This window comes from Sphingobium sp., assembly GCF_041987595.1.
Lineage (GTDB): Bacteria > Pseudomonadota > Alphaproteobacteria > Sphingomonadales > Sphingomonadaceae > Sphingobium.
In genome coordinates this window covers 1-22,704 of record NZ_JBHIWJ010000066.1, presented here as the reverse complement: position 1 = coordinate 22,704, position 22,704 = coordinate 1, and the positions used below count along the sequence as shown (strand labels likewise).

The window sequence follows — 22,704 nt, the reverse complement described above, 5'->3', positions numbered from 1 at the left end:
GCACCGTTTTCAGGAGTCCTGACCGGTGCTGACCAACAGTCTCATTCAATCGATTCTACCCTCCGAACGCCCCGTCAAGAAAGCCGATGGCGGCGGCCTGCACATCTGCGTCCTGCCCAACGGCAAGGCGCAGTGGCGCCTCTCCTATCGCTTCGACTACAGGCAGAAGACGCTGAAGGGCGGCACCTATCCCGAGGTCAGCATCGACCGCGCGCGGGTATGGCGTGAGGAGATGAAAGCGCATCTCGCCGAGGGGAAGGACCCGGCCCATATCCGCCTGCTCCAGAAATATGAGATCAAGGCCGAGAATACGACCTTCCAGCAACTGGCCGAGGAATGGCTCGCCGTGAAACGGGAAGGGTGGTCTGCCCGTTATGCCGGCGTCATCGAGCGGCGGCTTCAGGCGGATATCTTCCCTGTCATCGGCAAGAAGAAGGTCCGCGCGGTCATCCCGCAAATGATGCTTGAAGCCTTGCAGCAGATTCAGGATCGCGGCGCGCTCGAAATGGCGCACCGGGTACGGGGCTATTGCAGCGAAATCTTCCGGTACGGCATTCCGAGTGGTCGCGTTATGTCCGACCCGTGCAGCGATCTGGGTTCCGTGATGCGCAAGCGGGCGAGGGTGAAGCATCGCTCCAAGGTTCCGATCACCGAACTGCCGCGCTTCTTTGCCGCGCTCAATGCCGACACGGGCTCACGGCTCAGCCATCTTGCCCTGCGGTGGACGATCCTCACCATGGTGCGGACCCAGGAAACCCGTCATGCCCAATGGAGCGAATTCGAGGGCCTGGGCGGGCCGAAGCCGCTGTGGCGCATTCCCGCGGCACGGATGAAGATGCAATTGGAGCATCTGGTGCCGCTGCCGCCGCAGGCCGTCGAGCTGCTCCGCGAGCTCAAGGAACTCAATGTCTACGGAAAGTTCGGCAACGAGCGGTTCGGGCAATATCTTTTCCCGGTCATCGGCAACAATGATGACACGATCAGTTCGAGCCGCATGCTGGTCCTGCTGCGGCGTCTGGGCGTCGGGGACAAGGCGACCGTGCATGGCTTCCGCTCGGTCGCCAGCACTATCTTGAATGAGTCCGGACTCTTCAACGCCGACTGGATCGAGATGCAACTTGCCCATGTCCCGCAAGGGGTCCGAAGCGTGTATAATGCCGCGCTCTATCTCGATCCCCGCCGCAAGATGATGAAATGGTGGGCGGACTATCTCGAGGATGCCGAGCGCGCCTCGAAGGCTATCGTCATTGAGGACAAGACCCCGAAGAAGAAGCCGGTCGAAGCGCTGGGCTGGTTTCAGTCGTCCTGGTAATCGGCAGGAGATCGCATCCATCGCATGATCCGCGACAGGCGCCAGGCTACCGCTCTGGCGCCTATTTTTTCGGGCGCGGGAAATGTGCCCAGATGGATGTCGCGGTAGATGGAAGCCTTGGGCTTCCCGGTTTTCTGGATCACCGCCTTCAGGCGCAGAAATTGCTCACTCATATCGTCCATTGCAAACCAAGCTCCTGTCCCGGTCTGCCCGCGCCGATATTGTGCCGCTTTTACAATGGCCGATCAAGGGCAAGTCGGCGCATAGGGGAGGCGTCCTGGCACGGTTTGAGCCGCCCGTCGTCGCTATGCCTGACAGCGCAAACCGCCTATCACCGATCGGAGATAATAAGGGATCGCTGTGTGAGGTCGATATTTGTGCGCGCGGGCCATTTGCTGGGAGCTCGCGTTGAAAGCGTGACGCAAATTTCCGGCGGCAGCCTTTCGTCGGTCAGCCGGCTTGGTTTGGTCGGTGGTGGGACTGCGATCGCGAAGACCGGTTCGCTGGTGGCCATGGAGGCCACGATGCTGGAGGCGGTCCGCGGCAGAGGCGTGCCGACGCCGACTATCTTGGCGATGGAAGCCGAATTGCTGATCCTGGAGGATCTGCCCGCTGCGGGGCGGCTTGCACGGGCATGGGCGCAGCTCGCGGATGTACTCGATCATTTGCATGTGCCGACCGGCAACCCCTATGGTTGGGATGGCGATTATGCCTTCAGCAACGTGGCCATTCCGAACGGTCGGAAAAGCAGTTGGGTCGAATTCTGGAGCGACAACCGGTTACGGTGTCATCTTCCCCATGTTGATCGCCATCTGGGCGATCGCCTTGTGGAACTGGTCCGGCGGTTGGGCGACTTCCTGCCGGATCATCCCCCGGCCGCCCTGCTTCATGGCGATCTATGGGGCGGAAATATCCTGGTCAATGACGTCAGCATATCCGGCTTGATCGATCCGGCAGCCTATTACGGCCACCGGGAAGTCGATCTGGCGATGCTCAGCCTGTTCGACAATCCGCCCGTCGCATTCTACGAAGCCTGTGGTCTCGAAGAGGGATGGCGTGAGCGGCAGCCCATATATCGCTTATGGCCGCTCCTCGTGCACGCCCGCTTGTTCGGCGGCAGCTATGTCAGGCAGGCATCCGCCTGCCTAAGCGAGATTGGGTTTTAGTCGACCCTAGTCGGCCGTTCAACAGCCAATTTCTTGCGCCCAACTACGGATGGTCAGGTTTCCGCTCCGACCGCCTGGATCTGGCAGAGTGAGCACTGGCAGCTTCGGAAGCGTGATACCAGATTGCTGCCGTATCCTTTGCTGGATCGACACGGGGAGCGGACTTCCTAATCAACTGTTGGCCGTCGATAGATTTCGAAGCCATCCGGAAGCAAATCGTCGCCCCAGTCCGTCGCGATCGCGACGCTATGCCGTCCGCGGGTCATTGCGACATAAAACCGCGCCCTACTCTGTGCCGCGAGTGCACTTGCGGGGTCCTTTAGCCACGCCTTCATCGGCTTTGTCGGAATGATCACGACATGGTCGAAGCCACGGCCCTTGGACTCGCCAAAGTTCATTACCGGCGCAAATGAATCGACGCCTGCGGTGGTTGACTTGTCACGGAGTTGCATCGGTCTAACTCTCGCCACGTAGTGGGCGTAGTCGGAAGCCCGAACGAGGAAAAGGCCGCTGTGTCGCGGCGCGCTGGCGCGGCATTCCTCGCATTCGCAAGCGGCGCTTGCCGGTAGATCCGGGTAGAGACGTGACGACGCGGCACAGATAAGCGCGTTGTTGCGGTGCGATCGGCCTAGCGTCGCGTCGTCGATAGTGAACGGAACCTTTCTTAGTTCAGTCTCGACGAACTTCACGATTCCGCCGTCGGAGTACTTCTTGTACCTCTTCTCGTGATGGGTGAGATAGGTGACCTGCCGCGGATCGCCGACCATCAACAGTCGCGCCCGACTTCGCGCGAGAGCCGCAAGGATGTCGAGGTCGTATCCGGCGAGATCTTGGACCTCATCGACGAATACATGCGGGAAGAGCCGTGTCAACCGGTCTACCACAGCGCCCCCGCTCTTCTCGTTGCAGCGAATGACCAGCTTCGGGAGCTTGTCGGAGAAGACCCGACCTGTTCGATCGAAGAAATGCTTTCGAAATTCGCTCTCGGCGTATGGGACGGGATGTCCGTTCACGACAGTCTTGATCCCGGACTGGGTGACTGCGAACATCATCCCAGCGACCTCGAAGTCGAATATGCATCCTTGGAATGGCTTAACGCCGTGGGTGATCAGGAAGCTGAACCACGTCATGATCGTCACATGGGCGGGCACGCGTCCGACCAAGTCGAAGAATTTCTGGCGAATCTCCGCCTCGTTGCACTCTGTGTAGGTCGTGATCAGCACGCGTTCGTTGGGAACCTTCATCGCCTGCTCAACGAGATACGTCGTTTTACCAGCGCCTGCCGCGGCGATGATGATCGTGTTGTCGCCGATCACGGCGCGATCGCCTCCAAGATGTAGTGGGGGTAGGTGATATTCTCATCGGCGTTAAAGATGGCCAGCGCCGTCTCGGTCTTATTCGATCGCATGTGCAGCCGGAGCTCGTCGTCAGTCTCTGAGTCGACGTCGAGGATTGCCTTCAACGACGCGAGACCGTTTGCCTTGAGCAGCTTAGGTTCGAGGGTATTGTAGTTGTACGGCTTCTTCCCAGCTTTGAGGTCGCCGCTGTCCTCGACATCATCGAAACAAATCCGGATTGTCTTCGAACCTTTGTAGGCCGCATATTTCTTCTTGACTGCGGCTGCATCGCCGTCGTTGTCGGTGACGACGGCGGTCGGGATATTTAGCGCCTCGGCGATTTCGAGGAACCGGAGGAAGGCCGTGCCGACGGAGATGACGTCAATGCCGTCCTGGATAGGTAGCCGGCCATCGTTCGCGTCCATGTAGGCGCGCTGCACGACGAGTTCATCGGAATCGCCCTCGACGAGAATGGCCTTCTCGGCGAGCACGAGACGAAGCGTGTCATAACCCGCGAGTTTCCTGAAGAAGTCGCTGGCCTTAAGTTCAGCAATCCGCGCAACCGCGCCGGCACGCAGGACGACGAGATGGTCGAGGCCGAGCTTGTTTGCGACGAAGCTGCTGTGAGTTGAGATGATGATCTGTTTCGTCCCGTGCTCCTCGGTTAAGTCCGCAATTAGAGCGCTCAGTCGTGTATGCGACAAATGGTTCTCCGGCTCCTCCAAAAGAATCGCGGTCGCCTCCGCATTCTTCTTAGTGCTGAGCGCCAGTTTTGTCTTGATGACACACTGCTCGCCTTTCCCGATATACTGGAAGGGGATAAGATCGATATAGGTCATCAAGCTGCTTTCCCAGGCATTTTGCGAGGAAAGGTCAACCGAGATGCTCACGGACTTCTTGCTGATCTTGGCAGCGGCGGTGATCCGCTCGTTGATCAGCTTCAGGTTCTCGTCGGAGACAAACGCCTCCCGTAACTTGCGGTGCGCCTGAGAGATGGATGCACGCTCTTTCTCCTCGAGCGCATCGCGGATGATGCGGGAGACGTATAGATCTGAGCCGTTCTGGAGCCGCGCGTTGGACGAGTCGATCAAGGCGGACTTGATCGGGATGTTCCGCGCCGTGATCCCAGCCCGGGCGAACGAACGCAACGTTGTCGAGTAGTACTCGACGGGAATGGAAGTCAGGGTGCCGGCGTCCAGCAACTTCGCATAAGGGTCCTTGTAGTTGTCTTCGTCGAATGCGATCCGAAACACGACGCCCGCGCATTTCGCCTTTTCAGAGTTTCCATCCCCTTCGAGCGCGGCGAGTTCGGGGGATTTCCCCGAGAAGAACAGTTCGATGGTGATGGTGGGTGGCGGGAGTGGCGCTGCGGTCCCCAGGCTCTTTACATATTTGTCTTGGGCGGAAAGGTTGAAGAGGTAGCTGGTGACGTCATTCTTCAGCGGGCGACCGTTAAGGAGGCCGGTCAGCGCGAGGTGGACAGCCTCGAGGATCGTTGTCTTACCGGACTCATTTGCGCCGACGATCACATTGAGACCCTCGTTCAGCTTTAGGGTGAACGTATCCTCGTAACATTTGAAGTTGGTGATCTTGACCTTCTCGATCTTCATTTGTCCTCCTCACAGATTCCTGTTTAGCGCCACGTTATGCTGACTCCACTCATTTTGCGGTGACAATCTTGGACCTTAGACGCGCCACGGGATTTTTATGTAATCGGTCGCTGGTTCGGGTGGAATAGTCCGCGCGGCCGTTATAGGCGACGAAACACGGTTTGGGGGAAGAGATGCCGTTTGATCGTGTGAAGTAACCGACAGTCATAGCCGTCGATGCCACTTGAGCGGACGGCGGCTTAATGACTTATACGATGGTTCGATCAATCATTGCTCGAAGCAATTCCTCACGTACCAGCGCCTTTCCGTTGAGGATCACCTCACCAAAGGTATCATCAATGACGCGATCTTGACCGTCATGAACGTGCACATGGATTCCATATTCCTGCGGCCTGCTGGCAGTCCATACGATCGCTGGCGTCGATGCCCAAACGGTGTAGCTGTGCCCCCTGTAGTCATCAAGATTCAAACTTCGATTAGGCAGAAGGCAGGTAAGATGCGTCGCAGTTCGATCATGCATTGGCTGTAGGGGCGTCGAGATTATCGGACCTTTGCTCCAAGTGCTGTCTCTACCGCAGTTCGCGCAAAAATGCTTGCGATGCGGGGTCTTTCCAAAGTCGCCGAGATCGAGATGAGGATGTCCGCAGCGCGAGCAGTCGATAGAGCCCATCTCCTGGTGAGCTTCGAGCGCGCAGACAAAATCAAAGGCCGCTGGCGGCGTGATATCAACCCGAATAGTGCTATCGTTGCTAAACAGGCATTGCCGCGTCGAATAGACAGCGGAGATTGCTGCGAAGTCTTTGTCAATGCGCTTAAGGGATTCGGTCGTGTCGCGCACATGGACGTGGATCTTTGGTGGACGGGGCTTAATCTCAAAGGTCGAAAGTGCCGCCGGCATCGAACACCAAACGCCCACCTCTGCATGCTTGTCGAGATACACCGTGTAGGGATCGACCTCGTAGTTCATGAGCTGGGCATGGTTAGCGCATAGCATTTCGTTTGAAGACCGTAGCGCGGCGAGATCGGCCTTAGTACCCCAGTGGCTCTGATGCGTCCGGCACCACCATCGGTTGGCACCGTGTCGGTACTTTCCTGCATAGACGAAGTCGCATGGCAGAGGGGTGTCAGTGGCGCGTTTCTCCCTGAAGCGGCGGAGAAGTTCAGGTGAGCGGACTTCAATGTTTCCTAGCGTTCGCCCACGCGCCCAGCATACCGCGCCGCGTTCTTGCTGTCCGCTTTCATCTGAGGTCACCAACGGCCGTTCGTCCGCGATCTTGCTGACGAGCGTCAGCTCGCGCCCGGGCCCCTCTTTCGCCCACCAAAGCTCGACGCAACCCGACCCGGCACAAATCTTTCTCTCGATTATCAACGACTTCCTCATGAGTTAACTCGCGGCTGGAACACCGCACCTCGATCACAAAACCTGCAGCGGAAAGCCACCAAGCAAGGTTCAACAGGCACCTGCAGGCTCTATATAGACCGATCGTCCAGCAACATTACGCCGCAGCGCGCGTAGCCAGCGACGTCGACCCAAGAATCGAGATGGTCTGGCGTCTGCACCAGGCGGGCAACTTTAGTGACGACCATGCCTAAGATCTCGCGGATCTGCGGATCCCGGCACTCATCCACCACGGACCGCAACGTGGCGATGCGACGATATGTGTCTTCGGGAACGCCGTAGATGTCGCGCCTGTCGAGGGTCACGGTCGCGTAGGCGGTATCGAATTGCTCCAGCAAACTATTCGGACGCTGACCCTCGCTCATTGCATTTTCCCCATCGTCACGCGGCTTCTCCTACACAGAAGAAATTACTCGGCAAGTCGGGTAAGAAGCCGCCGCAATCCCTCATTTGATTGTAGCCCGCGAAAGCGTCGCTGCACATCAGCAACGAGGCTTCAACAGAGAGCTTCAGTAGGCGAAGGCTACCCATGACCCTGTGGGCACCGAGTAGGTTCGTGGCGAGCCGTCGCGCTGCAGCATCATCGGTGCAGAATGCGCGGTCTGTTGTCTCACAAATCGAGATGGATTCAAGCTCACCGTCGCCGATGTCGTAATCGGTGACCAGTTCCAAAAAGCGATCCGGTGAGATCTCTTCATCCGAGACGAAATGGATGCGCCCGGCGGCCTGCAATGAGATAATCTCGGCAGCGCAGTCCAATCCGCATTCCGAAACTACTATTGGAGACAGGGCGACCTCGGCGTTCGGCAGGTTGCACACGACTGCGAGCTTCCCACAATTGTGAAGGTTTATGGCCGCACAGGCATCAATGAGTAGTCGCACGGCGCTCGCCCGTCGATGCGTGGGTCTCATAGATGCTTTCGATCGTCGTACCGAGCCGATCAGCGATCCACGACGGCGAGGTTACGCCGCGGGCTACGCTTTCATGGACAAACTTCATCAAAACGGGAGACACGACGTCGAAGTGAATCTGCTCCCTAGGTGGTAGATTTAGCGCTTCGGCACGCTTCTCAGGGTTTTGGTGATGCTCACGGATGTACTGCGCGAGAGAGGCAGCGCCGCCGCTGGGTAAAAGGTCGAGATTTTCACAACGCCGCGCGGCGACATCGAATGACACGCCATGCAGGCGGGCAAGGATCAGAATTTCGACATCACCGATCTCGTTGCTAGAGGCGCCAATCAGTTGGCGTATTGCTTTCAGCGAGCCGCCGACCGCTTGCGGTGGGAGCAAAAAGGCGGAGGAGAACGCATCGGCGAAGCCCTCGACGCGATTGCGAAAGCTCCCGATGCTGGACGCGAGATCGAGGTGTGCTGACTGCACTGAGTGATGGGCCACGACATGGCCCAGTTCATGCCCAAGGGTGAATAACATTCGCCCCTGAAAGCGCGGCGAAACAAACACAAATAGGTAGCCGCCCGCAGCAACAGAGGCGCCTTCGAATTTAGAATTCTTGAGCTGGCTGACGATCAGTCCATCAAGCATACGTAGGCGTTGCGGAAGGTCGATCGCTGGACTGTCGACCTCATCCGGATAGATAAGGGTGCGAAGCTCAGCTGCAAGCCGTTCGGCTTCGTCATAAGTTTCCGGGCCATGCAGGCCGAATCTGTCAAGCCAAGCGGGAAGACCAGCGCGAAGAGGAAGAACCTTGAGCGCGGCATCTACGAAGCCGGCCAGTCGGTCGAGCGTCGGTTCACGCTCTGAAGTAGCAACCCCAGGTGCTCGAAAGAGGGCTCCGAGTTCGGAGCTGTTGGCCGGCGATCCAGTTGAGGTAAACGCGCGCATTGATAACTTGAGTCCACGCGCCAAGGCGCGAAGCTCGGATGCAGTCACCGGAGCGCCGTCAAGAATTTCCTTCACCCGTTTAGGAGCCAAACGAGTCCGCGACGCAATCTCGTCGGATTGGAGCGCAAGCGCCCGAAGGGTGGCGGCGACGTTTGCCATTATGCTGACTGTTGCTTGATTCCCCGCAGCCAGTCCAGAGTCTTCTCGACCTGGGCTTGATCGAGCCGTGCCCAACGCCCCATCACGTCAATGACGCGGTTGGCGCGCCGCTTCTCTAAAATCGAAGACAGGCGGTCCAAGGTTTCGGTTCGGCCGCGCGCAACCTCCGCAGGCGTTTCAAGCGCCACTGGATTAACGCCAACCAGATAATTTTCTATGCGGCGGGCGAAATTGGTAGCACTGTGGGTGTCAAGCGGGTGCTGATTGCCGGTGCCATCGATCAGTATGTTGCCGACGACCTTTCCTTCAGCATTCAATTGGAGTCGATTTTCCGGGAAGCGCTCGTATGCAGCTAAAGCATCGATTTTCTCTGCGACCTCGAAGCCGCCGACCACATACTGCTGGACACCTCTGGTCGTGCCGCTGATCACAAACACATGGTCACCCGGCCGCACTAGGCGCCGGATAGGAGGCATGCAACCACCGAGGGTCGGCGTTCTCCTGAAGATAGGATCGTTCAGGTTTCGCTTATGTTCGGGGTCCGCATTGGGACTACTGATGTAAATATACCCTTTCATAACGTACCCCCGCCTAGCGTACAATCTCATAGGGAATAAAAAGGATAATACGGAAAGAAAAGCCCTAGATTAACGCGAATTGGATTTTTGCCGCAGCTCAGCCCCTGACTAGGGACTGGAGAACTCGGCCCGACCAAATGTGGTGTCAGGACCTCAAACATGATTATCCGGCGGCAAGCAATAACGCGCTGCTTCGTTTACCGACGATCAGGAGCCAAACCGGGCCCTCATCCGCGGTGAGAGGTGGCAGCACCCGGCCGAAATGTCTGCTTACCGGTCGGCTAAGCTCCAAAGCCGACCGAGCAAAATGTCCCATGCCCGGCCAGAAAGTGGCCCCGCAGGATTGCAACTTTGCGCAAATACCTATGGGATTCGTGTCTGCATTTCAGCATCTATTTCTGGTTGAGACTGACCAAAAATGGCGCGACGGAGAATACTGATTTATCGCGTGACATCTCGTCGGCCGTGGCAAACGGGGGCTCCGTGCCGGGATGAAACCAAAAAAAGGGGGAGGGGAGTGGCTTGGCGTCAATTTGGATACGATTGTATGTGTTTCGAAGGGGTTGACATGCTATCGTAGCCGCGAAGCGAGGTCCTATGGCAGAGCAAAGCATCCCAGATTCAGACGCGCGAAATTCTGATTCCGTGAGATTCCCGCCGCGCGCTGGGGATTGGTTGTGGCGCCCTTGGTATGCCAAACTTTGGTGGGGATCAGCGGTGATATTCTGGGCCTTAATCCTTGCGGTGCCCGGTTATCTGCTTCCAGTCGCCATTGTCGTGCCGGTCGGCGTGCTGCTTCATCCGTTTGTGATCGTGCCGGTGCTGGGTTTCGGCTTTTTTAGAGCATGGTTCGGCTTTCAATTCGGGGCGGGGAATGGAGAGGGCCTCGCCTGGAGCCAGCATGATGATTTCCGACGCCATATTGCCGCATTTCGACGGATGGATCCTACAAACCCGGCGAATCCACGCTATTTCTGGCACCCAGGAAATCCAAGGAGCCAAGCATGGCTTGATCGACATGTGAGAGGAAAGCGCTAACGCTCGTTGAAAGTAGGATTGCCATCTCCGCTGCCCGACTGACGATCGCCTGTAAAGCGACCGCTCTGCAAGATTTGGCTCTGCTCCATCGAGGTCAGGGGTGCTGTGAGATCCCACGTCCCGCGCCCTGATTTTGCTTCCTTTAGATAGCGATTGCGAATTCCATCCTGTCCGAGAATTTGGTGGCTCAGTTCGGAGACAAATGCGGCGTGGGGAGTGTTTGTGCGCGACGCAAAGCTTTCAGCAGCGGAGATTGCATTGCGGACGTCGAAATTTACGATGTCGATGCTTGCAGTTGCGTCCGTTGAGCCCATTCCTGCGTCAGAGGTTTCAAAACCAATCTGACCGCCGACATGCCCCTGCGATCGTCTTCCGTCACCTTTACCATGACCGCCGCTTTCGACCGATCCTCCAAGAGTTGCTCCAAAAGACGTCGAGGTGGAAACCTGATGACTGGCGCTCCGAGAAAGCGAACGCGCCCATCCCGTTTGCACCATGATCGCCTGGACGTCCCGCTGGAGCGTATCTGCGACCTGAGGTTTCAGACGCCAGTTGCCCTTCCGATCCATTTCGAACCCGCCCTTGAGCCAATTGGCCATCATGGCATGCCCCTCTGCGCCCCCGCCCAGAAAATGCTCGACCGTATCCGGCCCCGCCTGCTTGCCCGCCTCGAACCGCGTGCTGGTGTCAGACCGTGCCGACCGGCTGAACCCGGTGCTGCTCGACACCAGCAGATCATTATGGGCAAAGCTGAACCGCGCCCGCCCGCCATTGGCGATGGCACCCAGCTGGCTTTCATTGATCAGCCCGGATCTCCACATCTGCGCCGCTGCGTCAGGCGTCAAATTGAGGTTGAGATCGCCATTCTGATCCATCGCGATCTGGCGTCTCGAGAGGCCTATGCCATTCTCACGGAGCAAGGCCTGCATGCGTGTCAGGCGCTCATTATCGACGATCCGGGTCAGCCGCTCATTGCGAGACCGATCGGCAACACCCTCAGTACCGCCTTCATTCATATCGACCTGATTGCCCGCCGTGCGGCTCAAGGCCTGGATGAAGCTGTCGAGGCGCGCCGCTTCCCGGACCGATGCGCCGGCGGCGGCAGCCCCTTGCGCAAATCCGAAATTCTCAGCTTCCCGGCGCTGTTCGCCGATCCTGGCGGCCGATCGCGTCCCATCCAGACCGACCTCGCGCTGCGCGTCGAGCTTGCCCGACCGTTCGGCAAAATCATAGCCGGCGGCGTCCCGAGTGCGGCCATAGACGCTGGTGCCTTCGCGCGCGGCTTCTGCCGTTGCGCCATCGGCGGTGCCAACCTGGGTCGCGGCATTATAGCTTTCAAGCGCGCGCATCACCTGTGCCTCATTGCGCCCAGTCGCGCGGGAGAGCTGCGTAATGGCCGTGGAGCGTGCTTCGCCCGAAAGGGCATTGATGAACGCGATACGGCGGCTGGTTTCATCGAGCGAAAGGCCAAGCATCGAGGCGGCACTGCGGTGACCGGCATTATTGCCTGTGCGCCAGGCCTGCTCCGTAGCGACATTGCCCCGCTCGGTCGCCGCCACATGGTCGCCCGCATAATCACGGCGGCCCTCCATGGCGCCGACCTGCACCTGGGCACCGGTGAGATCGTTGCGCAACATCTGCTCCTGATCGAAGGCGTTGGCGGTGATCTTGGCGAAGGTCGGATCTGCCGAAGCCTGACCGATGAGCGTCGACGCCTTGAGCGCCGCGTCCCTGGCGTCATAGCCGCTGCGCTCAAAATGCCGCTGCGTGCCAGACAGCATCATGTCATAGGCGCGCTGGTCGCCGAACGCCTTCCATTGCACCATATTCTGAGCGAACGCCGCAAAGGCCCGTTCACCCGATTGTCCCTCGCCAAAATAGGTCGTGCCGAGTGCTCGCAACGCATCCTTCTCGGCAAAATTATGGATGGCGCTCGTCGTCGCATTTGCCCGGACCGCTTGGGCTGTAGCCGGATTGCTGAGATCGTGCCCGACCAGGGCAGGGGAGATGCCGCCCAATTCACGCGCGGCGTCGATGCCACCCAGCGCGAAGGCGCTGCCGCCCGCGAGGCCGCCACCATGCTCGCCCAACACGGTTCCGGCCGCGCCGAAAGCCCGATTGCTGCTGAACGTCGTGCGCTCCCCAAAATCTCCAAAGTTCGAAGCCATGCTCCTGCGGGCCATCGTGCCGGAGGCCGATGCCTGGGCTTCGAGCGCCGAGGCAAAGCCTTCCCGCGTCATCAGGGGCGTCGCGGCAGCGGTGCCCTGGCCCTGCGCCTGAAGCGCGCCGCCGGTGAAGGAGGAAAATACATTGCCGGAAAAGCGGAACACGGTGAACACGAACGCCCCCGCTAGGCTCGCAGCGGCCGTGCGGAACGACCCAAAGATCGCAAGGGCCTTCAGCGCTGCCGACGGCGCCAGCATCCACGCATTCGCGGCGACATGATTGGATCGCATCTCGGCCAGCACCGCCATCGCCCGGCTCAGGGTCAGCTGATAGATGCCGGCATCAATGACGCCCCAGAGCGCCACGAACACGAACAGGCCGAAGGCGAAACTGGCAACGCGCAGATTGATCGGCGTCAGGATGAACAGCAGCGCGATCGGCATCATGAACAGCATGATCCCGAACACGGTGGCGCGGATCGTGGGCATCCACTGATTGGCCACCGACATGGTGGACAGCCCGCTCGATACCACCGCCCGGTTCGCCATCACCCGCGCCGCTGTCGCCGGGCTATCCTCGAACAGCACATCGCCGACGCTGCTACCCAGTAGCACATCGGCAAAGAAGGCCTGAAGGGTGAGGGGCGTTCCCATCATCCCCTCGCCAAGCTGGCCCAGCCGCGTGCGGCACCGCGCCAGCTGGTTGGCATCGGCGATGTCATAGCCGCTGCTCTGGCAGACCTGACGGGCATAGCTGTCGAACAGTGTCGGATCGCTGAGGCGGGACTGGATATGATCCCAGGCTTCCTGGCAGCTCATGGTCGTGCCGCCCTTGTCGGCCGAGCTGAAGACCGTGCTGAACGTGGCCGGCCCGGCCATGGCGGCAAAGGAGGCGGGGAGGTCCGTTGTGCCCCGGAACAGCTGATCGTCATCGACGCCATAGGCCGGCGATACGCGCGCGACCGGATAGCATTGGCGGACATAATCCTTGATCGTCGCGTCGAGGAAGGTGTCGGTCATGGGCCCGCGCGGGGAGACGGCGTTCAAAAAGAGGTCGAAGGCATGACCGCCCGCGCCAAATTCCAGCTTGGCATTCGGGTCGGTGGTGTTGTCGTCGATCGTCTCGGCGAGTGCCCGCTCCATGAGGTTGGTGACGCCCGCCACCAGCACGATGAGATTGGGAACATCGCCGACCGGCTGATAGGCATTGCGGACCCGGTCATAGACATGGACCGTGCCGGTGGTCGCGACCAGGCCGACGAACAGCCCAATGCCGATCAGCATCTGGAACCCGAAGGCAACCAGCCCCATGCCCTGACCCCGGAACGAGGCGATCACGACGCCGAGCGCGATCCCCATGACCGCGCAGATCAGCACCAGCGTTTCATAGCGCGGATCGCCGAAGATCATCGAGACCAGACGGAACGCGTCCACCGTTTCAGCAAAGCCGTCATAGGTGTGAAAACTGGACTCCAGAGCCCGCGCGGGCGTTGCCGCCAAAGCGAGCGGCAGGGCAAGGACCGAGCGAAACAGGCGGCGCATGGGCGGTGCCTCCAAAGGGTTCATCGATTGTTGTTCGAAGCGGTGCCGGCGGTGTCGCGCGCATCACGATCCCGCGTGCGCAGCAACCCGGCATAATTGGCCGAGAGGTTGGCCTGATTGAGCGCGGCTATATAGCTCTGCCGCATCTGGGCGCGCTGACGCAGCACCTCCTCGCGCAAATCTCTCAGCTGCTCGATGCCCTTGGAAAGAATGCGGGTCTGGCAGATATTGGCGTTGCCGCCATCGGCCGCGCCGGCGGCGCTCGCGCCCCGTTCGGCGTTGGAGACGGCAAAATCGATCGATCGGGTCAGATCATTGAGCATCTGATAGGCGAGCGTGAGCGCCACCAATTCGTCGGTATCGGCGATCACGGAATCGGGCACGCCCTGGCGCACCCCCCATTCCAGCATGCGATAGACCGGCAGCGTACGGACATTGGCGACAAACTGCCGCTCTTCGGCCGTCAGCGCCGCGCGCGTGCGGATCTTGGTGGCGATCGACTGCATTCGCGTCCGGGCAAGTTCCAATGCCCCTTTGCCACTGTCCGGGGCGCAGTCCGCGGCGGATGGCGGAATGTTGAGTGAACGGCTCTGGACCTTGCCGGCGAGAAAATCCTGCGGACTGTCGCTGTCCTGATGCGGGCAGGCGGGGATGGCGGAGAAGATCGGCACCTTGTCGGTCGCGTCCCAGCGCATATAGACGTCGCCCACCCGGGCGCGCATCACCGAGGCCCAGTCGCCCGCACCCACGCGCGTCGCGGCATGGGAGAGCAGGGAGCCGGTGCGGAAGATGTCGGTCACCTCGGCCGGGCAGTTGGCGAGCGCGTCCTTCAGATCCTCGGTCGGATTATTCTGGTTGGCCTGAATCTTCTCGCGGCTCTGCTGGTAGCTTTTGGCAAAACCTTCTTTCACCGACTTGTAGCCGGTCATCTCCTCGATGATGCCCGACATATTGTCGTCGCCCCTGGCGATCTGCACCATGCGATTGGCGAGACGGCAGTCATTGACCTGGATGGAGTTGAGGTAATTGGTCGCCGCTTCCATCTTCGAGATGATATTGCCCATTTTCTCGTCGAGGGTTTCGAGCAAATATTGGAATGCGACCGCCGGCGCGGCCTGGAGAATGCTTTCGAGCTTCTGGACGAGATAGTCCGGGTCGAGGAACGACATGCCACCCAGAAACATGTCGATGCCACCACAGCCTGCCTTCACCTTGGGAAGGGTGAGCGACATCAGATAATCGTCATGAACGTCGACACGGCCGGACATGCCGCCCGCCGTCACATAGCCGCGCGTCTGGTCCTCGAAGGAGCCGGGCGAGGTATAGGTCACATTGTCGAACCAGCTTTCCGCCCAGCCCTGGGCGTATGCAGGCGCGGTCGTGCCGCAGGTGGCGAGCAGGCCGAGCGCGATCAGCGCACAGCGAGGACGGAGCGAAGGCATGGCGGGCTTCCTCTTGGAATGAGAAGGCGAAGATGCCGGCCCGCCATGCGCGGCATTTTCAAGGATGGTCGGATGTGGGAAATAACCTCGCAAAGTTGGATCAATGATCCGAAATTGCGAGGTTGATGGGCAGGCGGTCGGGTTGCTTCCGCCTGGGAATGTCTGGAGTTTGATGCGTGCGTGCTGCCGATCATCTGGAAGGCCTCACTGTCGCGCCAACGCGATCAACTGCTCCAACGATGCCAGTGAACCTGGCCATCGCGCGCAGCCCGACCGCCGGACGCACGCCTGTCAGCATCTTGGCCGCGAGATAAGCATTGCGCGCCAGGTTGATGTCGTGATCGGTGCCGATCGCGATCGGGATGATGCGATCAACATCGGCGACGGGACGGATCCATGCGACGGGATGCCCGACCCAGGGGACGCCGAGCCTGCCGGAACGCAACATCGCCTCCTGGCTGCTGATCGTACGAACCTGCCAGTGATAATGCCGGGAAAATTGCCCCAGCTTTCCCCACAGGTCCGCGCAGGGCAGGCATCCGGGTGCCGTCGTCATCTCGATGATATAAAGCGAGGCCTCACCAGAAAGCGTTTCATTGAAATCCGGCGGGAAGTCCCGCGTCACGGGCACGCGGCTGAGCCAGAGCTGCATGTCCTGTGGCGTTCCGACCGGATGGATGGCGGCATGACGTGCGACGTCCCGAGATATGGGCTGAGCGGCCGCGGGACCGCTCCCCAGGCAGGTCAGCAGCATGCCTGCCGCAGTCTTGAAAGTAAGGTGATATTTCCTTACATTGGTGGGGTTCGGAAGGAAAGTGCCTATGACGACCCTGACAGTGACGACCAAGGGCCAGATTACCCTGCGGAAGGATATTCTGCAGCATCTTGGCGTGCATGCGGGGTCGAAGATCACCGTCCACAAGCTGCCCAATGGGCGGATAGAGGTAATGGCGGAGCAGTCCCAGGGGCGGATTTCGGATGCCTTCGGCATGCTGAAGCGGGAGGGGCGGAAACCCGTCTCGATCGAGGAAATGAACGAAATCATCGCCAAGGGATGGGCCGGCGAACTGTGAAGATCACGGCTGACACCAATATTCTTGTTCGCGTCGTAACCGAAGATGATCCGGTCCAAAGCACCAGGGCCCAGCGGATCTTGGCGGAAGCGGAACTGGTCGCTATTCCCTTGCCCGCGCTTTGCGAATTCTGCTGGGTCCTCGACCGACTCTACGGCTTTGGCCGATCCGACATCGCCCGGGTTATCCGTACCTTGATGGCGGCGAACAATGTCGCTGTGGACAATCCCGCGGTCGAGGCGGGACTTGCCATCCTTGAGGCAGGCGGCGATTTTGGCGATGGCGTCATCGCCCATGAAGGCAAATGGCTCGGCGCCGAGACCTTTCTCAGCTTCGACAAGAAGGCGGTGCGTTTGCTGAGGGCAAAAGGCGAGGACGCACGGGAGCCACGTTGATATGCCGTTGGTGCCGATCAAGGCACACCAACGGGTTTGCCGATGTTCGCCCCTCATGGCCGGGACTCCCTGTTGATGCTGACCTGATCCGGACTCCGGACGTCGGGCTGATCGGCGGACACGGGACCGTTGGCGAGCGCGTCAAAGAAGCCGTATTCCTCACCCGCGCCGGTCATGAACTGCTCGGGCCGGATATCGCCGGACAGCAGGCGGACGGCCTGGTAGGCGGTCTGGGCAAGGTTGGGATAGGCCTCCACCCCCGTCGCGATCACCATGCGTTGCGGACTGTTGCGCCGGATCACCATGGTCGTCGGCGTCACATCGACACCGAAGCGCTGAGTGACCTCGGGCCGCCGATCAAGATCGAGCTGGGATATCTGCCAGCCCATCTCGTCCTGGAAGCGCTGGACGATCGGCCACTGCACGCGGCAATAGCCGCAGCTTGCCCGCGAGAACATGATGAGCGCGAACTCGCCGGCGTGCGCGCGCAGATAGGCGCGGCGGACGGCATCCTTGTGACCAAGCAGTTGGTCGCGGGCATCGCCGACCATGGGGTTGGCCGACTTGGCGTTGAGTTCGGGATGCTGGAGCAGCGCCAGCTGCGTCACGCCGGCAAAGGCCCGCGCCTTGCGCCGGGCAAAATCCTGCAACCGCCAGAAATCGGCGACCGCATCGACCGTGAGCACGGTGGCGGCATAATCGCGCTGCTGCTCGATCAGCTTGCGGATTTTGGGCGGCGTCCATGCCGCGAGTTCGGTCATGGGCGGTATCACCGGTTTGATGAGCTTGTCCGGGTCCGGCTCCTCCGCTTGGGTATTCGGGGGCGGCGGGGCATACCACCAATAGCCCTGTTTCGGACCTGATGCTGGTGGAGGCACCTGCGCGGCTACCGATGATGCGAACAGGCCGCCTGCCCAAATCGCGGCATGGAAGCGCCGGGTCACAGCAGCTTCTCCATCCGCGTCAGCCGCTGAATGGAAACCGGACCAAAATAGCGGCTGTCGAATCCACTCGAATAAGAAGAGCCCACATAGACCATGCCGTCGGGAATATGCGGCTCGGTGGGCCGCCAATGAAGAAGGCGCTGTCCCTTCCGCCCGAAAGGCTTGCTGATCCCGATGAGCTTGCCATTGCACCGATACCAGCCATCCTTCGCCCCCGGCGTCATCGAGGGCTTTTCGATCATCTCGATCCTGTCGCCGGGCATGCAGAGCACATATTTGGTGACATCGACCGGGGCAGGGCCGGCAAGGGGATGCCGCAGCTTGAACGACACAAGGTCACCGCGCCGAATGGTGCCCGGCGCCTTGTGGACCAACCAGGCGTCGATCGATGGCGACATGACCAGCGTGAACCGCGGCAAGGCCCAACCAGCGGCGGCGCTGATCGGCAGGATGATCGCGCAGGCCTGCCAGAACCGGCGCGGTTGTGGCGCCATCCCCGGGCCGCCCGCTCCCAGCGCGATGGCCGCTCTGCGCGGGGTGGCCCTGATTTCGGGCCATGCCGCCCTAGCGGCGGTCCAGGCGAGCCTGAGCATCGGCTACCTCCTTCGCGCCGCCCAGACGGGCATATGCTTCGAGCAGACCGGAGAGGGCCGCGTCGCCATAGACAATGTGGCTGCTTACCGGACTATCATCCTCCCGCTCACAATAAGGCTGGGTCGGATCGCCCGGTACAAGGCCAAGCGCCGGCACACGCGCGACGCCGTGCTGGCGAAAGACCAGCGGATCGATGATCAGCTGGACATCGCGCATGGCGCAGGCCGGGCCGTCACAGCCCGGATCGATCCGCAGTATTTGCGCCGAGAGCTTGGCCATCGGACCGATCTTCGTCATCCCGCCCGGCACGCCGCGAAAGGCCATGACGCCGCCCGCTTTCTCGAGTTGGGCCGCATAAGTCCGCAAAATGGGGATAGGGATGGAGGAGGAGGCAAAAAGCAACGGCACCCAGCCATGTTGCGCCGAGGGTGGCGTGGTGCCCGCCAGGCCCGTGATATCCGGCGCCTCCAACCCCAGGGCCTGACCGAGGCGCTTTGCCATGGCCTCCCGCTGGGCTGCGAGGTTGTCCTGACCGGAGGTCAGTGCCGACCGGGCGCGTGCATCCATGGCGGGAGCCGGCTTGCGGTTGCGCAGGCCCTCGAACGCGCGGCGCCGTGTCGCCTCTGGAAGATCGGGAAGCCGATCCGGCCCCCGCACCTTGGCGCGATCCTTCTGGCCGGTAACCGCGCCCTTGAGGCGCTGAAAGGCGCTGTCGCCCTGCGCCTCCGCGCGCTGCCGGGCATTGCCCGCGTTCCCCTCACTCTGCGCGTGGCATGGCGAGGCGACCAGCATCGTCGCCGCGAGTAGCGCGCGGCTAGGGATTGACCGTCTCCATGTAGGCATTGATCCTGTCCTTCATATCGATCTGGATGTCCGACTGGGCCCGCGCCTCGATGTCGGAATAATATTCGGAGAGATCCATTTTGCTGAAATCCAGCGCCTGGAACTCTTCAGCGGTGAACCCGCGGCAATAGGGTTTCTTCGCCGTTCCCCAACCCATGGCGTTGAAGCTGGCAAGCTGCGGCCGGCCCTGTTCCTGGATGATCCGGCCGAGCTTGGTGTTGAAACAGCAATGGCCCTTGGCCTTTTGCACGCAGACGCCAAGAATAGTCGACGCGCAGTAGGTGCCGACCTCATGACACATGCCCGAGCCACGGAGCATGCCCACTTCCATGTCCTGTTGGTCACAGCCCGACAGCAGAAAATCCATCATGAAGTTGATGGCGAGGCTGATCGCGATCGACGTCGGATCTATGCCGACGATGATCGCATTGGCGCCGGCGCCAGCCGCCTCGCTCGCGGTGGCCCCGGCCTTGAACGCGGTGTAGGCGGCTTTCATGCCGGACCAGACGCCCTTGGCGATGGCGATCTTGGTGCCGATCGAGGAGATGGATAAGCCCATCCCGTCCTTCACGATCTCGCCGCGATCCTTGCAGCAGTTGGAAAAGCTGGTCTTGAGGCCCGCCGGACGGCAGCGAACGGCGCGCCCGGCAAAAATCTCGATCGCCCCAAGGCAGTTGCCGTCGGCATCGACGAGACCGTCATTGGGCGCGCCGAGATCGTCGACGACCGGCTCTTCCTCCTCGATGGCGCCGCCGGTCACCGGCGTGCAGGCGTTGGGGGAACAACTCGGCATTCCGCCGGTGGTGGGCGTCACACATGCATATTGGCTGCCCAGCGGGCAGCCATAGGCGCCGGCCTGATCGACGACACAGGCGACCTGCTGGATCGGGCACAGATAGCGGCCCTCATTTGTTTCGGCACATTGGGCGGTTTCACCGGCTCCATCGGCATCGCCGCTGCCGTCGAGGTCGGCGGCGCAAAGCTGCTGCGCTCGGGCGGGCGCCGCCGTGAGCGCCACGCTGGGAGCCAGCAGCAGGGCGGTCCACAAGGAAAGGCGCCAGCCCATCAGCGTGCCTCCGCCGTGCAGACCAGGTCAGCGCCGGCCAGGCGCACGGTCTGCATCATGACGACGGCTTCGGGAAAGTCGTCGAGGCAGCCGCAGGCTGAGACCAATTCCTCCCCCTGCCCAAGCGGGCAGACATTGTCGGAGGAGCAGCTATGGTAAAATATGTCCCAGCCGGCAGGGTCATTTTGCCTGGCGCCGACGACACCGTCTATCGCCACATCGCTATTGGCCTTGGGCGCTCGGGTCTTGCAGATCGGTTCGCAGGCGGCGACCGAACCGCGATCGGGCATGGAGAAGGGGCGGGTCGAGGTCGAAACTTTGCCGCTGGCGTCCATCGTCCGGTCGGCGAGCAAAGTCTCGGTCGAGTGGTCGATGATATAGGCGCTGCGGCTGAGGTCCGGTGCGCCGACGCCTGTCTGATCGATGACGCATGCATATTGGCGCGCGCGTTCGAAGAAGTCGCGCGTATATTGGAGACTGCATGCCCCCGTGCCGAACAGACGGGTGGATGGTAGTGGCTTGATGCCGGTGTTCAGGCCATTCCTGAATGTCACGACACCATCGACCGTCTCGCTCACAAGATGACAGGCGGGATCAGCGGCGTAACCCGAGCATAGATCGACCAGCCGCTCGCTGACCTCACAACCGGTGTCGACCTGCACCTCAACGATCACATAGCCCCAATTTCCATCGCCGCCGCCCCGCACCCGCGCGCCGACCACCGTCGGGCCGCTGCGCAGCTGGGAGGTGATGTCGATGGTGGACCTGTTGTACCAGGGATCATCGCTGATGCGGCAATCGCCCGAGGGCAAGGCTTCGCCCAGCCAAGGCCGTTTCCCCGCATAACCCACAATCTGGCCGTTGACCCTTGCCTGGACCCAGTCGTCCGCACCCATCTCGACGATGCGCGCGGAGCGTATCCGCGCTGGCGCCAGGGGATCGAAGGTCGCGCTGTAGATCGGCGGCACGCTGCCACATGTGCCGGGGCCGCGAATCTCATAGCGACGGCAGCCGGTTCCGCAGCTGGTGACGGTAGCGATCGAGCCGCGCGCCGCCAGGATATCGTCGAAGCCCCATTCCTTGACCGTGATGTCGCGCTCGATCGCGCAGTTGCGGGTCTGCTGCGCTTTACCGTTACCGGCCGGAGAACCGGCCAGGGCCTGAAAGACGCTGTTTGCCTGCGAGACGGAATAAGCGTCGCCCTGGATCGCGGTGGGATTGCTCCGATAATTGGTCGCCGAAAGCTGGGGCTGAGCCGTGCAGGCCGTGGTCTGCGCTCCGGTATAGCGGATCAGCGGACCATCGATGGAAGCCTGGGCGACGCCGTTACGGGGATCGGCGGTGGTGAGCGCACCGACAACGCCGCCACCCAGATCCTTGAGGATCGAGGCCATATTGCCCCAGGCGAGATTGGCGCCGCAGCTGTTGTTGATGCAATAGCAGCCGGCAAGGGCTGTGAGATGGGCCTCGCCAAGCTTGAGATTGCCGCTGCTGCCGACCTCCCATTGAAACGGGCGGCATTGGTTCCAGCTGCCCGGCGCACAGGAGATGATGCCATTGGCGCAGATGCCCGATACCGGCACGGGCACATTCAGCGTCTCGTCGAAGGACCCGTCGAGATCCTTGTCGCGTGAGATGCGCAGCGTGCCGATATCGCCGGTCGAGGCGGGCTGGGCGAGCAGTTCGAGCAGTGTCGCGGTTTTCTGACAGGCGATATTGGGCGTGAAGCTTTTGCTGTTGTCGATGGTGCTGACCGGCTGGCCGGCGAGGCCGAGGGTGAGATAATTGCTTTGCAAAGCATCGCTGTCGCCGCTTTTCGTCCGCGCCGCCGCGGCTGCACTCCGCGCGCGCTCCTCCATCGTCTGCGCCTGGGTGACGGCGGGAAGGCAGATGGCGATGCCCGCTGAGAGGAGGAGCGCGTGACACTTCATGACGCGGCATCCAGGGCGGCGCGCGACATGCGGCGCAGTCGGAAACAGCGAAGTGCGCCCGGTGCTCCGACATCGCCCAGTACGCGAAAGGCGGCCTGGCCTCCTATGGTGGTCAGCACGGCCACCACGACGGCGGGCCGGAGAGGGGTTTTGCCCACCGCCGACAGGGGTTCGGCGGCCGTGCTGACCATAGGTGGAGCGATGCCGCAGGGGGACCGCGGCATCGCTCCGTCCTCACGCCGCGCGGGGCAGCCACCATGGCTGTGG

The 22,704-nt window shown here is 61.0% G+C and carries 22 protein-coding genes; 4 read left to right on the top strand and 18 right to left on the bottom strand.

From position 1 onward, the window contains the following. The first annotated feature begins 25 nt into the window (after window positions 1-25). Window positions 26-1,312, top strand: a complete 1,287-nt coding sequence (locus tag ACFC3J_RS15660; RefSeq protein WP_375197053.1) for a tyrosine-type recombinase/integrase — start codon at window positions 26-28, stop codon at window positions 1,310-1,312. Here ACFC3J_RS15660 and ACFC3J_RS15655 read toward each other — a convergent pair. After that, window positions 1,297-1,494: a helix-turn-helix transcriptional regulator gene (locus tag ACFC3J_RS15655; RefSeq protein ID WP_375197052.1), complete on the bottom strand. Its 198-nt coding sequence runs from the start codon at window positions 1,492-1,494 to the stop codon at window positions 1,297-1,299. The two genes, ACFC3J_RS15660 and ACFC3J_RS15655, sit on opposite strands and share 16 nt — an antisense overlap. A gap of 234 nt (window positions 1,495-1,728) precedes the next feature. Between ACFC3J_RS15655 and ACFC3J_RS15650 the strand changes: the two genes are divergently transcribed. Next, on the top strand, window positions 1,729-2,478 hold the full coding sequence (locus tag ACFC3J_RS15650) for a fructosamine kinase family protein (RefSeq protein ID WP_375197051.1): 750 nt from the start codon (window positions 1,729-1,731) through the stop codon (window positions 2,476-2,478). A 167-nt stretch (window positions 2,479-2,645) separates the two neighbouring features. Here ACFC3J_RS15650 and ACFC3J_RS15645 read toward each other — a convergent pair whose 3' ends face one another. From ACFC3J_RS15645 to ACFC3J_RS15595, 11 genes are all read right to left on the bottom strand, one after another. Continuing rightward, complete coding sequence (locus tag ACFC3J_RS15645) at window positions 2,646-3,794, bottom strand: UvrD-helicase domain-containing protein (RefSeq protein ID WP_375197050.1); 1,149 nt, start codon at window positions 3,792-3,794, stop codon at window positions 2,646-2,648. Then, window positions 3,791-5,425 (bottom strand): ATP-dependent endonuclease, encoded by a 1,635-nt coding sequence (locus ACFC3J_RS15640; protein WP_375197049.1) that lies wholly within the window; start codon window positions 5,423-5,425, stop codon window positions 3,791-3,793. Before ACFC3J_RS15640 ends, ACFC3J_RS15645 begins: the two co-directional genes overlap by 4 nt. A 247-nt stretch (window positions 5,426-5,672) precedes the next feature. After that, entirely contained in the window at window positions 5,673-6,392 is a 720-nt protein-coding gene (locus ACFC3J_RS15635) for a hypothetical protein (protein ID WP_375197048.1), read from the bottom strand. A 503-nt stretch (window positions 6,393-6,895) separates the two neighbouring features. Further along, window positions 6,896-7,189 (bottom strand): DUF6378 domain-containing protein, encoded by a 294-nt coding sequence (locus ACFC3J_RS15630; protein ID WP_375197047.1) that lies wholly within the window; start codon window positions 7,187-7,189, stop codon window positions 6,896-6,898. Window positions 7,190-7,205: 16 nt separating this feature from the next. Continuing rightward, window positions 7,206-7,583 (bottom strand): hypothetical protein, encoded by a 378-nt coding sequence (locus tag ACFC3J_RS15625; protein WP_375197046.1) that lies wholly within the window; start codon window positions 7,581-7,583, stop codon window positions 7,206-7,208. A gap of 106 nt (window positions 7,584-7,689) precedes the next feature. Further along, window positions 7,690-8,826 carry an ImmA/IrrE family metallo-endopeptidase gene (locus ACFC3J_RS15620; protein ID WP_375197045.1) on the bottom strand — a complete coding sequence of 379 codons (1,137 nt, stop codon included), beginning with the start codon at window positions 8,824-8,826 and terminating at the stop codon, window positions 7,690-7,692. Further along, on the bottom strand, window positions 8,826-9,263 hold the full coding sequence (locus ACFC3J_RS15615; RefSeq protein WP_375197044.1) for a hypothetical protein: 438 nt from the start codon (window positions 9,261-9,263) through the stop codon (window positions 8,826-8,828). Before ACFC3J_RS15615 ends, ACFC3J_RS15620 begins: the two co-directional genes overlap by 1 nt. 873 nt (window positions 9,264-10,136) lie before the next feature. Next, window positions 10,137-10,325 carry a hypothetical protein gene (locus tag ACFC3J_RS15610; RefSeq protein ID WP_327752427.1) on the bottom strand — a complete coding sequence of 63 codons (189 nt, stop codon included), beginning with the start codon at window positions 10,323-10,325 and terminating at the stop codon, window positions 10,137-10,139. Window positions 10,326-10,438: 113 nt separating this feature from the next. Next, window positions 10,439-14,149, bottom strand: a complete 3,711-nt coding sequence (locus tag ACFC3J_RS15605; protein WP_375197043.1) for a conjugal transfer protein TraG N-terminal domain-containing protein — start codon at window positions 14,147-14,149, stop codon at window positions 10,439-10,441. 20 nt (window positions 14,150-14,169) lie between these two features. Further along, window positions 14,170-15,591 (bottom strand): conjugal transfer protein TraH, encoded by a 1,422-nt coding sequence (locus ACFC3J_RS15600; protein ID WP_375197042.1) that lies wholly within the window; start codon window positions 15,589-15,591, stop codon window positions 14,170-14,172. 190 nt (window positions 15,592-15,781) lie between these two features. Next, window positions 15,782-16,345: a hypothetical protein gene (locus ACFC3J_RS15595; protein ID WP_375197041.1), complete on the bottom strand. Its 564-nt coding sequence runs from the start codon at window positions 16,343-16,345 to the stop codon at window positions 15,782-15,784. 67 nt (window positions 16,346-16,412) lie between these two features. Here ACFC3J_RS15595 and ACFC3J_RS15590 point away from each other — a divergent pair, with 67 nt between their 5' ends. Further along, window positions 16,413-16,664 (top strand): AbrB/MazE/SpoVT family DNA-binding domain-containing protein, encoded by a 252-nt coding sequence (locus ACFC3J_RS15590; protein WP_375197040.1) that lies wholly within the window; start codon window positions 16,413-16,415, stop codon window positions 16,662-16,664. Further along, entirely contained in the window at window positions 16,661-17,059 is a 399-nt protein-coding gene (locus tag ACFC3J_RS15585; protein WP_375197039.1) for a type II toxin-antitoxin system VapC family toxin, read from the top strand. The genes ACFC3J_RS15590 and ACFC3J_RS15585 overlap by 4 nt, the downstream gene beginning before the upstream one ends. Before the next feature lie 53 nt (window positions 17,060-17,112). Here the strand turns inward: ACFC3J_RS15585 and ACFC3J_RS15580 are convergent, their stop codons facing one another. The 6 genes from ACFC3J_RS15580 to ACFC3J_RS15555 form a co-directional block, all read right to left on the bottom strand. Further along, entirely contained in the window at window positions 17,113-18,003 is an 891-nt protein-coding gene (locus tag ACFC3J_RS15580; protein ID WP_375197038.1) for a conjugal transfer protein TraF, read from the bottom strand. Further along, the gene (locus ACFC3J_RS15575; RefSeq protein WP_375197037.1) at window positions 18,000-18,596 is read right to left on the bottom strand and encodes a S26 family signal peptidase; all 597 of its coding nucleotides are present in this window, start codon (window positions 18,594-18,596) and stop codon (window positions 18,000-18,002) included. The genes ACFC3J_RS15580 and ACFC3J_RS15575 overlap by 4 nt, the downstream gene beginning before the upstream one ends. After that, on the bottom strand, window positions 18,568-19,440 hold the full coding sequence (locus tag ACFC3J_RS15570) for a type-F conjugative transfer system pilin assembly protein TrbC (RefSeq protein ID WP_375197036.1): 873 nt from the start codon (window positions 19,438-19,440) through the stop codon (window positions 18,568-18,570). The genes ACFC3J_RS15575 and ACFC3J_RS15570 overlap by 29 nt, the downstream gene beginning before the upstream one ends. Further along, window positions 19,412-20,506 (bottom strand): conjugal transfer protein TraN, encoded by a 1,095-nt coding sequence (gene traN, locus ACFC3J_RS15565; RefSeq protein ID WP_375197035.1) that lies wholly within the window; start codon window positions 20,504-20,506, stop codon window positions 19,412-19,414. Before traN ends, ACFC3J_RS15570 begins: the two co-directional genes overlap by 29 nt. Further along, on the bottom strand, window positions 20,506-22,437 hold the full coding sequence (locus tag ACFC3J_RS15560; protein ID WP_375197034.1) for a hypothetical protein: 1,932 nt from the start codon (window positions 22,435-22,437) through the stop codon (window positions 20,506-20,508). The genes traN and ACFC3J_RS15560 overlap by 1 nt, the downstream gene beginning before the upstream one ends. Beyond that, the coding region (locus tag ACFC3J_RS15555) for a hypothetical protein (RefSeq protein ID WP_375197033.1) at window positions 22,434-22,704 on the bottom strand (271 nt) is incomplete at its 5' end. The genes ACFC3J_RS15560 and ACFC3J_RS15555, both read right to left, overlap by 4 nt.

What these genes read in the sequence shown, in the direction of transcription:
- ACFC3J_RS15655 (WP_375197052.1), bottom strand. Translation starts at nt 1,494, where the DNA reads ATGGACGATATGAGTGAGCAATTTCTGCGCCTGAAGGCGGTGATCCAG.
- ACFC3J_RS15640 (WP_375197049.1), bottom strand. Translation starts at nt 5,425, where the DNA reads ATGAAGATCGAGAAGGTCAAGATCACCAACTTCAAATGTTACGAGGAT.
- ACFC3J_RS15635 (WP_375197048.1), bottom strand. Translation starts at nt 6,392, where the DNA reads ATGAACTACGAGGTCGATCCCTACACGGTGTATCTCGACAAGCATGCA.
- ACFC3J_RS15630 (WP_375197047.1), bottom strand. Translation starts at nt 7,189, where the DNA reads ATGAGCGAGGGTCAGCGTCCGAATAGTTTGCTGGAGCAATTCGATACC.
- ACFC3J_RS15620 (WP_375197045.1), bottom strand. Translation starts at nt 8,826, where the DNA reads ATGGCAAACGTCGCCGCCACCCTTCGGGCGCTTGCGCTCCAATCCGAC.
- ACFC3J_RS15610 (WP_327752427.1), bottom strand. Translation starts at nt 10,325, where the DNA reads ATGGCGTCGGAAATCATCATGCTGGCTCCAGGCGAGGCCCTCTCCATT.
- ACFC3J_RS15605 (WP_375197043.1), bottom strand. Translation starts at nt 14,149, where the DNA reads ATGCGCCGCCTGTTTCGCTCGGTCCTTGCCCTGCCGCTCGCTTTGGCG.
- ACFC3J_RS15600 (WP_375197042.1), bottom strand. Translation starts at nt 15,591, where the DNA reads ATGCCTTCGCTCCGTCCTCGCTGTGCGCTGATCGCGCTCGGCCTGCTC.
- ACFC3J_RS15595 (WP_375197041.1), bottom strand. Translation starts at nt 16,345, where the DNA reads ATGCTGCTGACCTGCCTGGGGAGCGGTCCCGCGGCCGCTCAGCCCATA.
- ACFC3J_RS15590 (WP_375197040.1), top strand. Translation starts at nt 16,413, where the DNA reads ATGACGACCCTGACAGTGACGACCAAGGGCCAGATTACCCTGCGGAAG.
- ACFC3J_RS15575 (WP_375197037.1), bottom strand. Translation starts at nt 18,596, where the DNA reads ATGCTCAGGCTCGCCTGGACCGCCGCTAGGGCGGCATGGCCCGAAATC.
- ACFC3J_RS15570 (WP_375197036.1), bottom strand. Translation starts at nt 19,440, where the DNA reads ATGCCTACATGGAGACGGTCAATCCCTAGCCGCGCGCTACTCGCGGCG.
- traN (WP_375197035.1), bottom strand. Translation starts at nt 20,506, where the DNA reads ATGGGCTGGCGCCTTTCCTTGTGGACCGCCCTGCTGCTGGCTCCCAGC.
- ACFC3J_RS15560 (WP_375197034.1), bottom strand. Translation starts at nt 22,437, where the DNA reads ATGAAGTGTCACGCGCTCCTCCTCTCAGCGGGCATCGCCATCTGCCTT.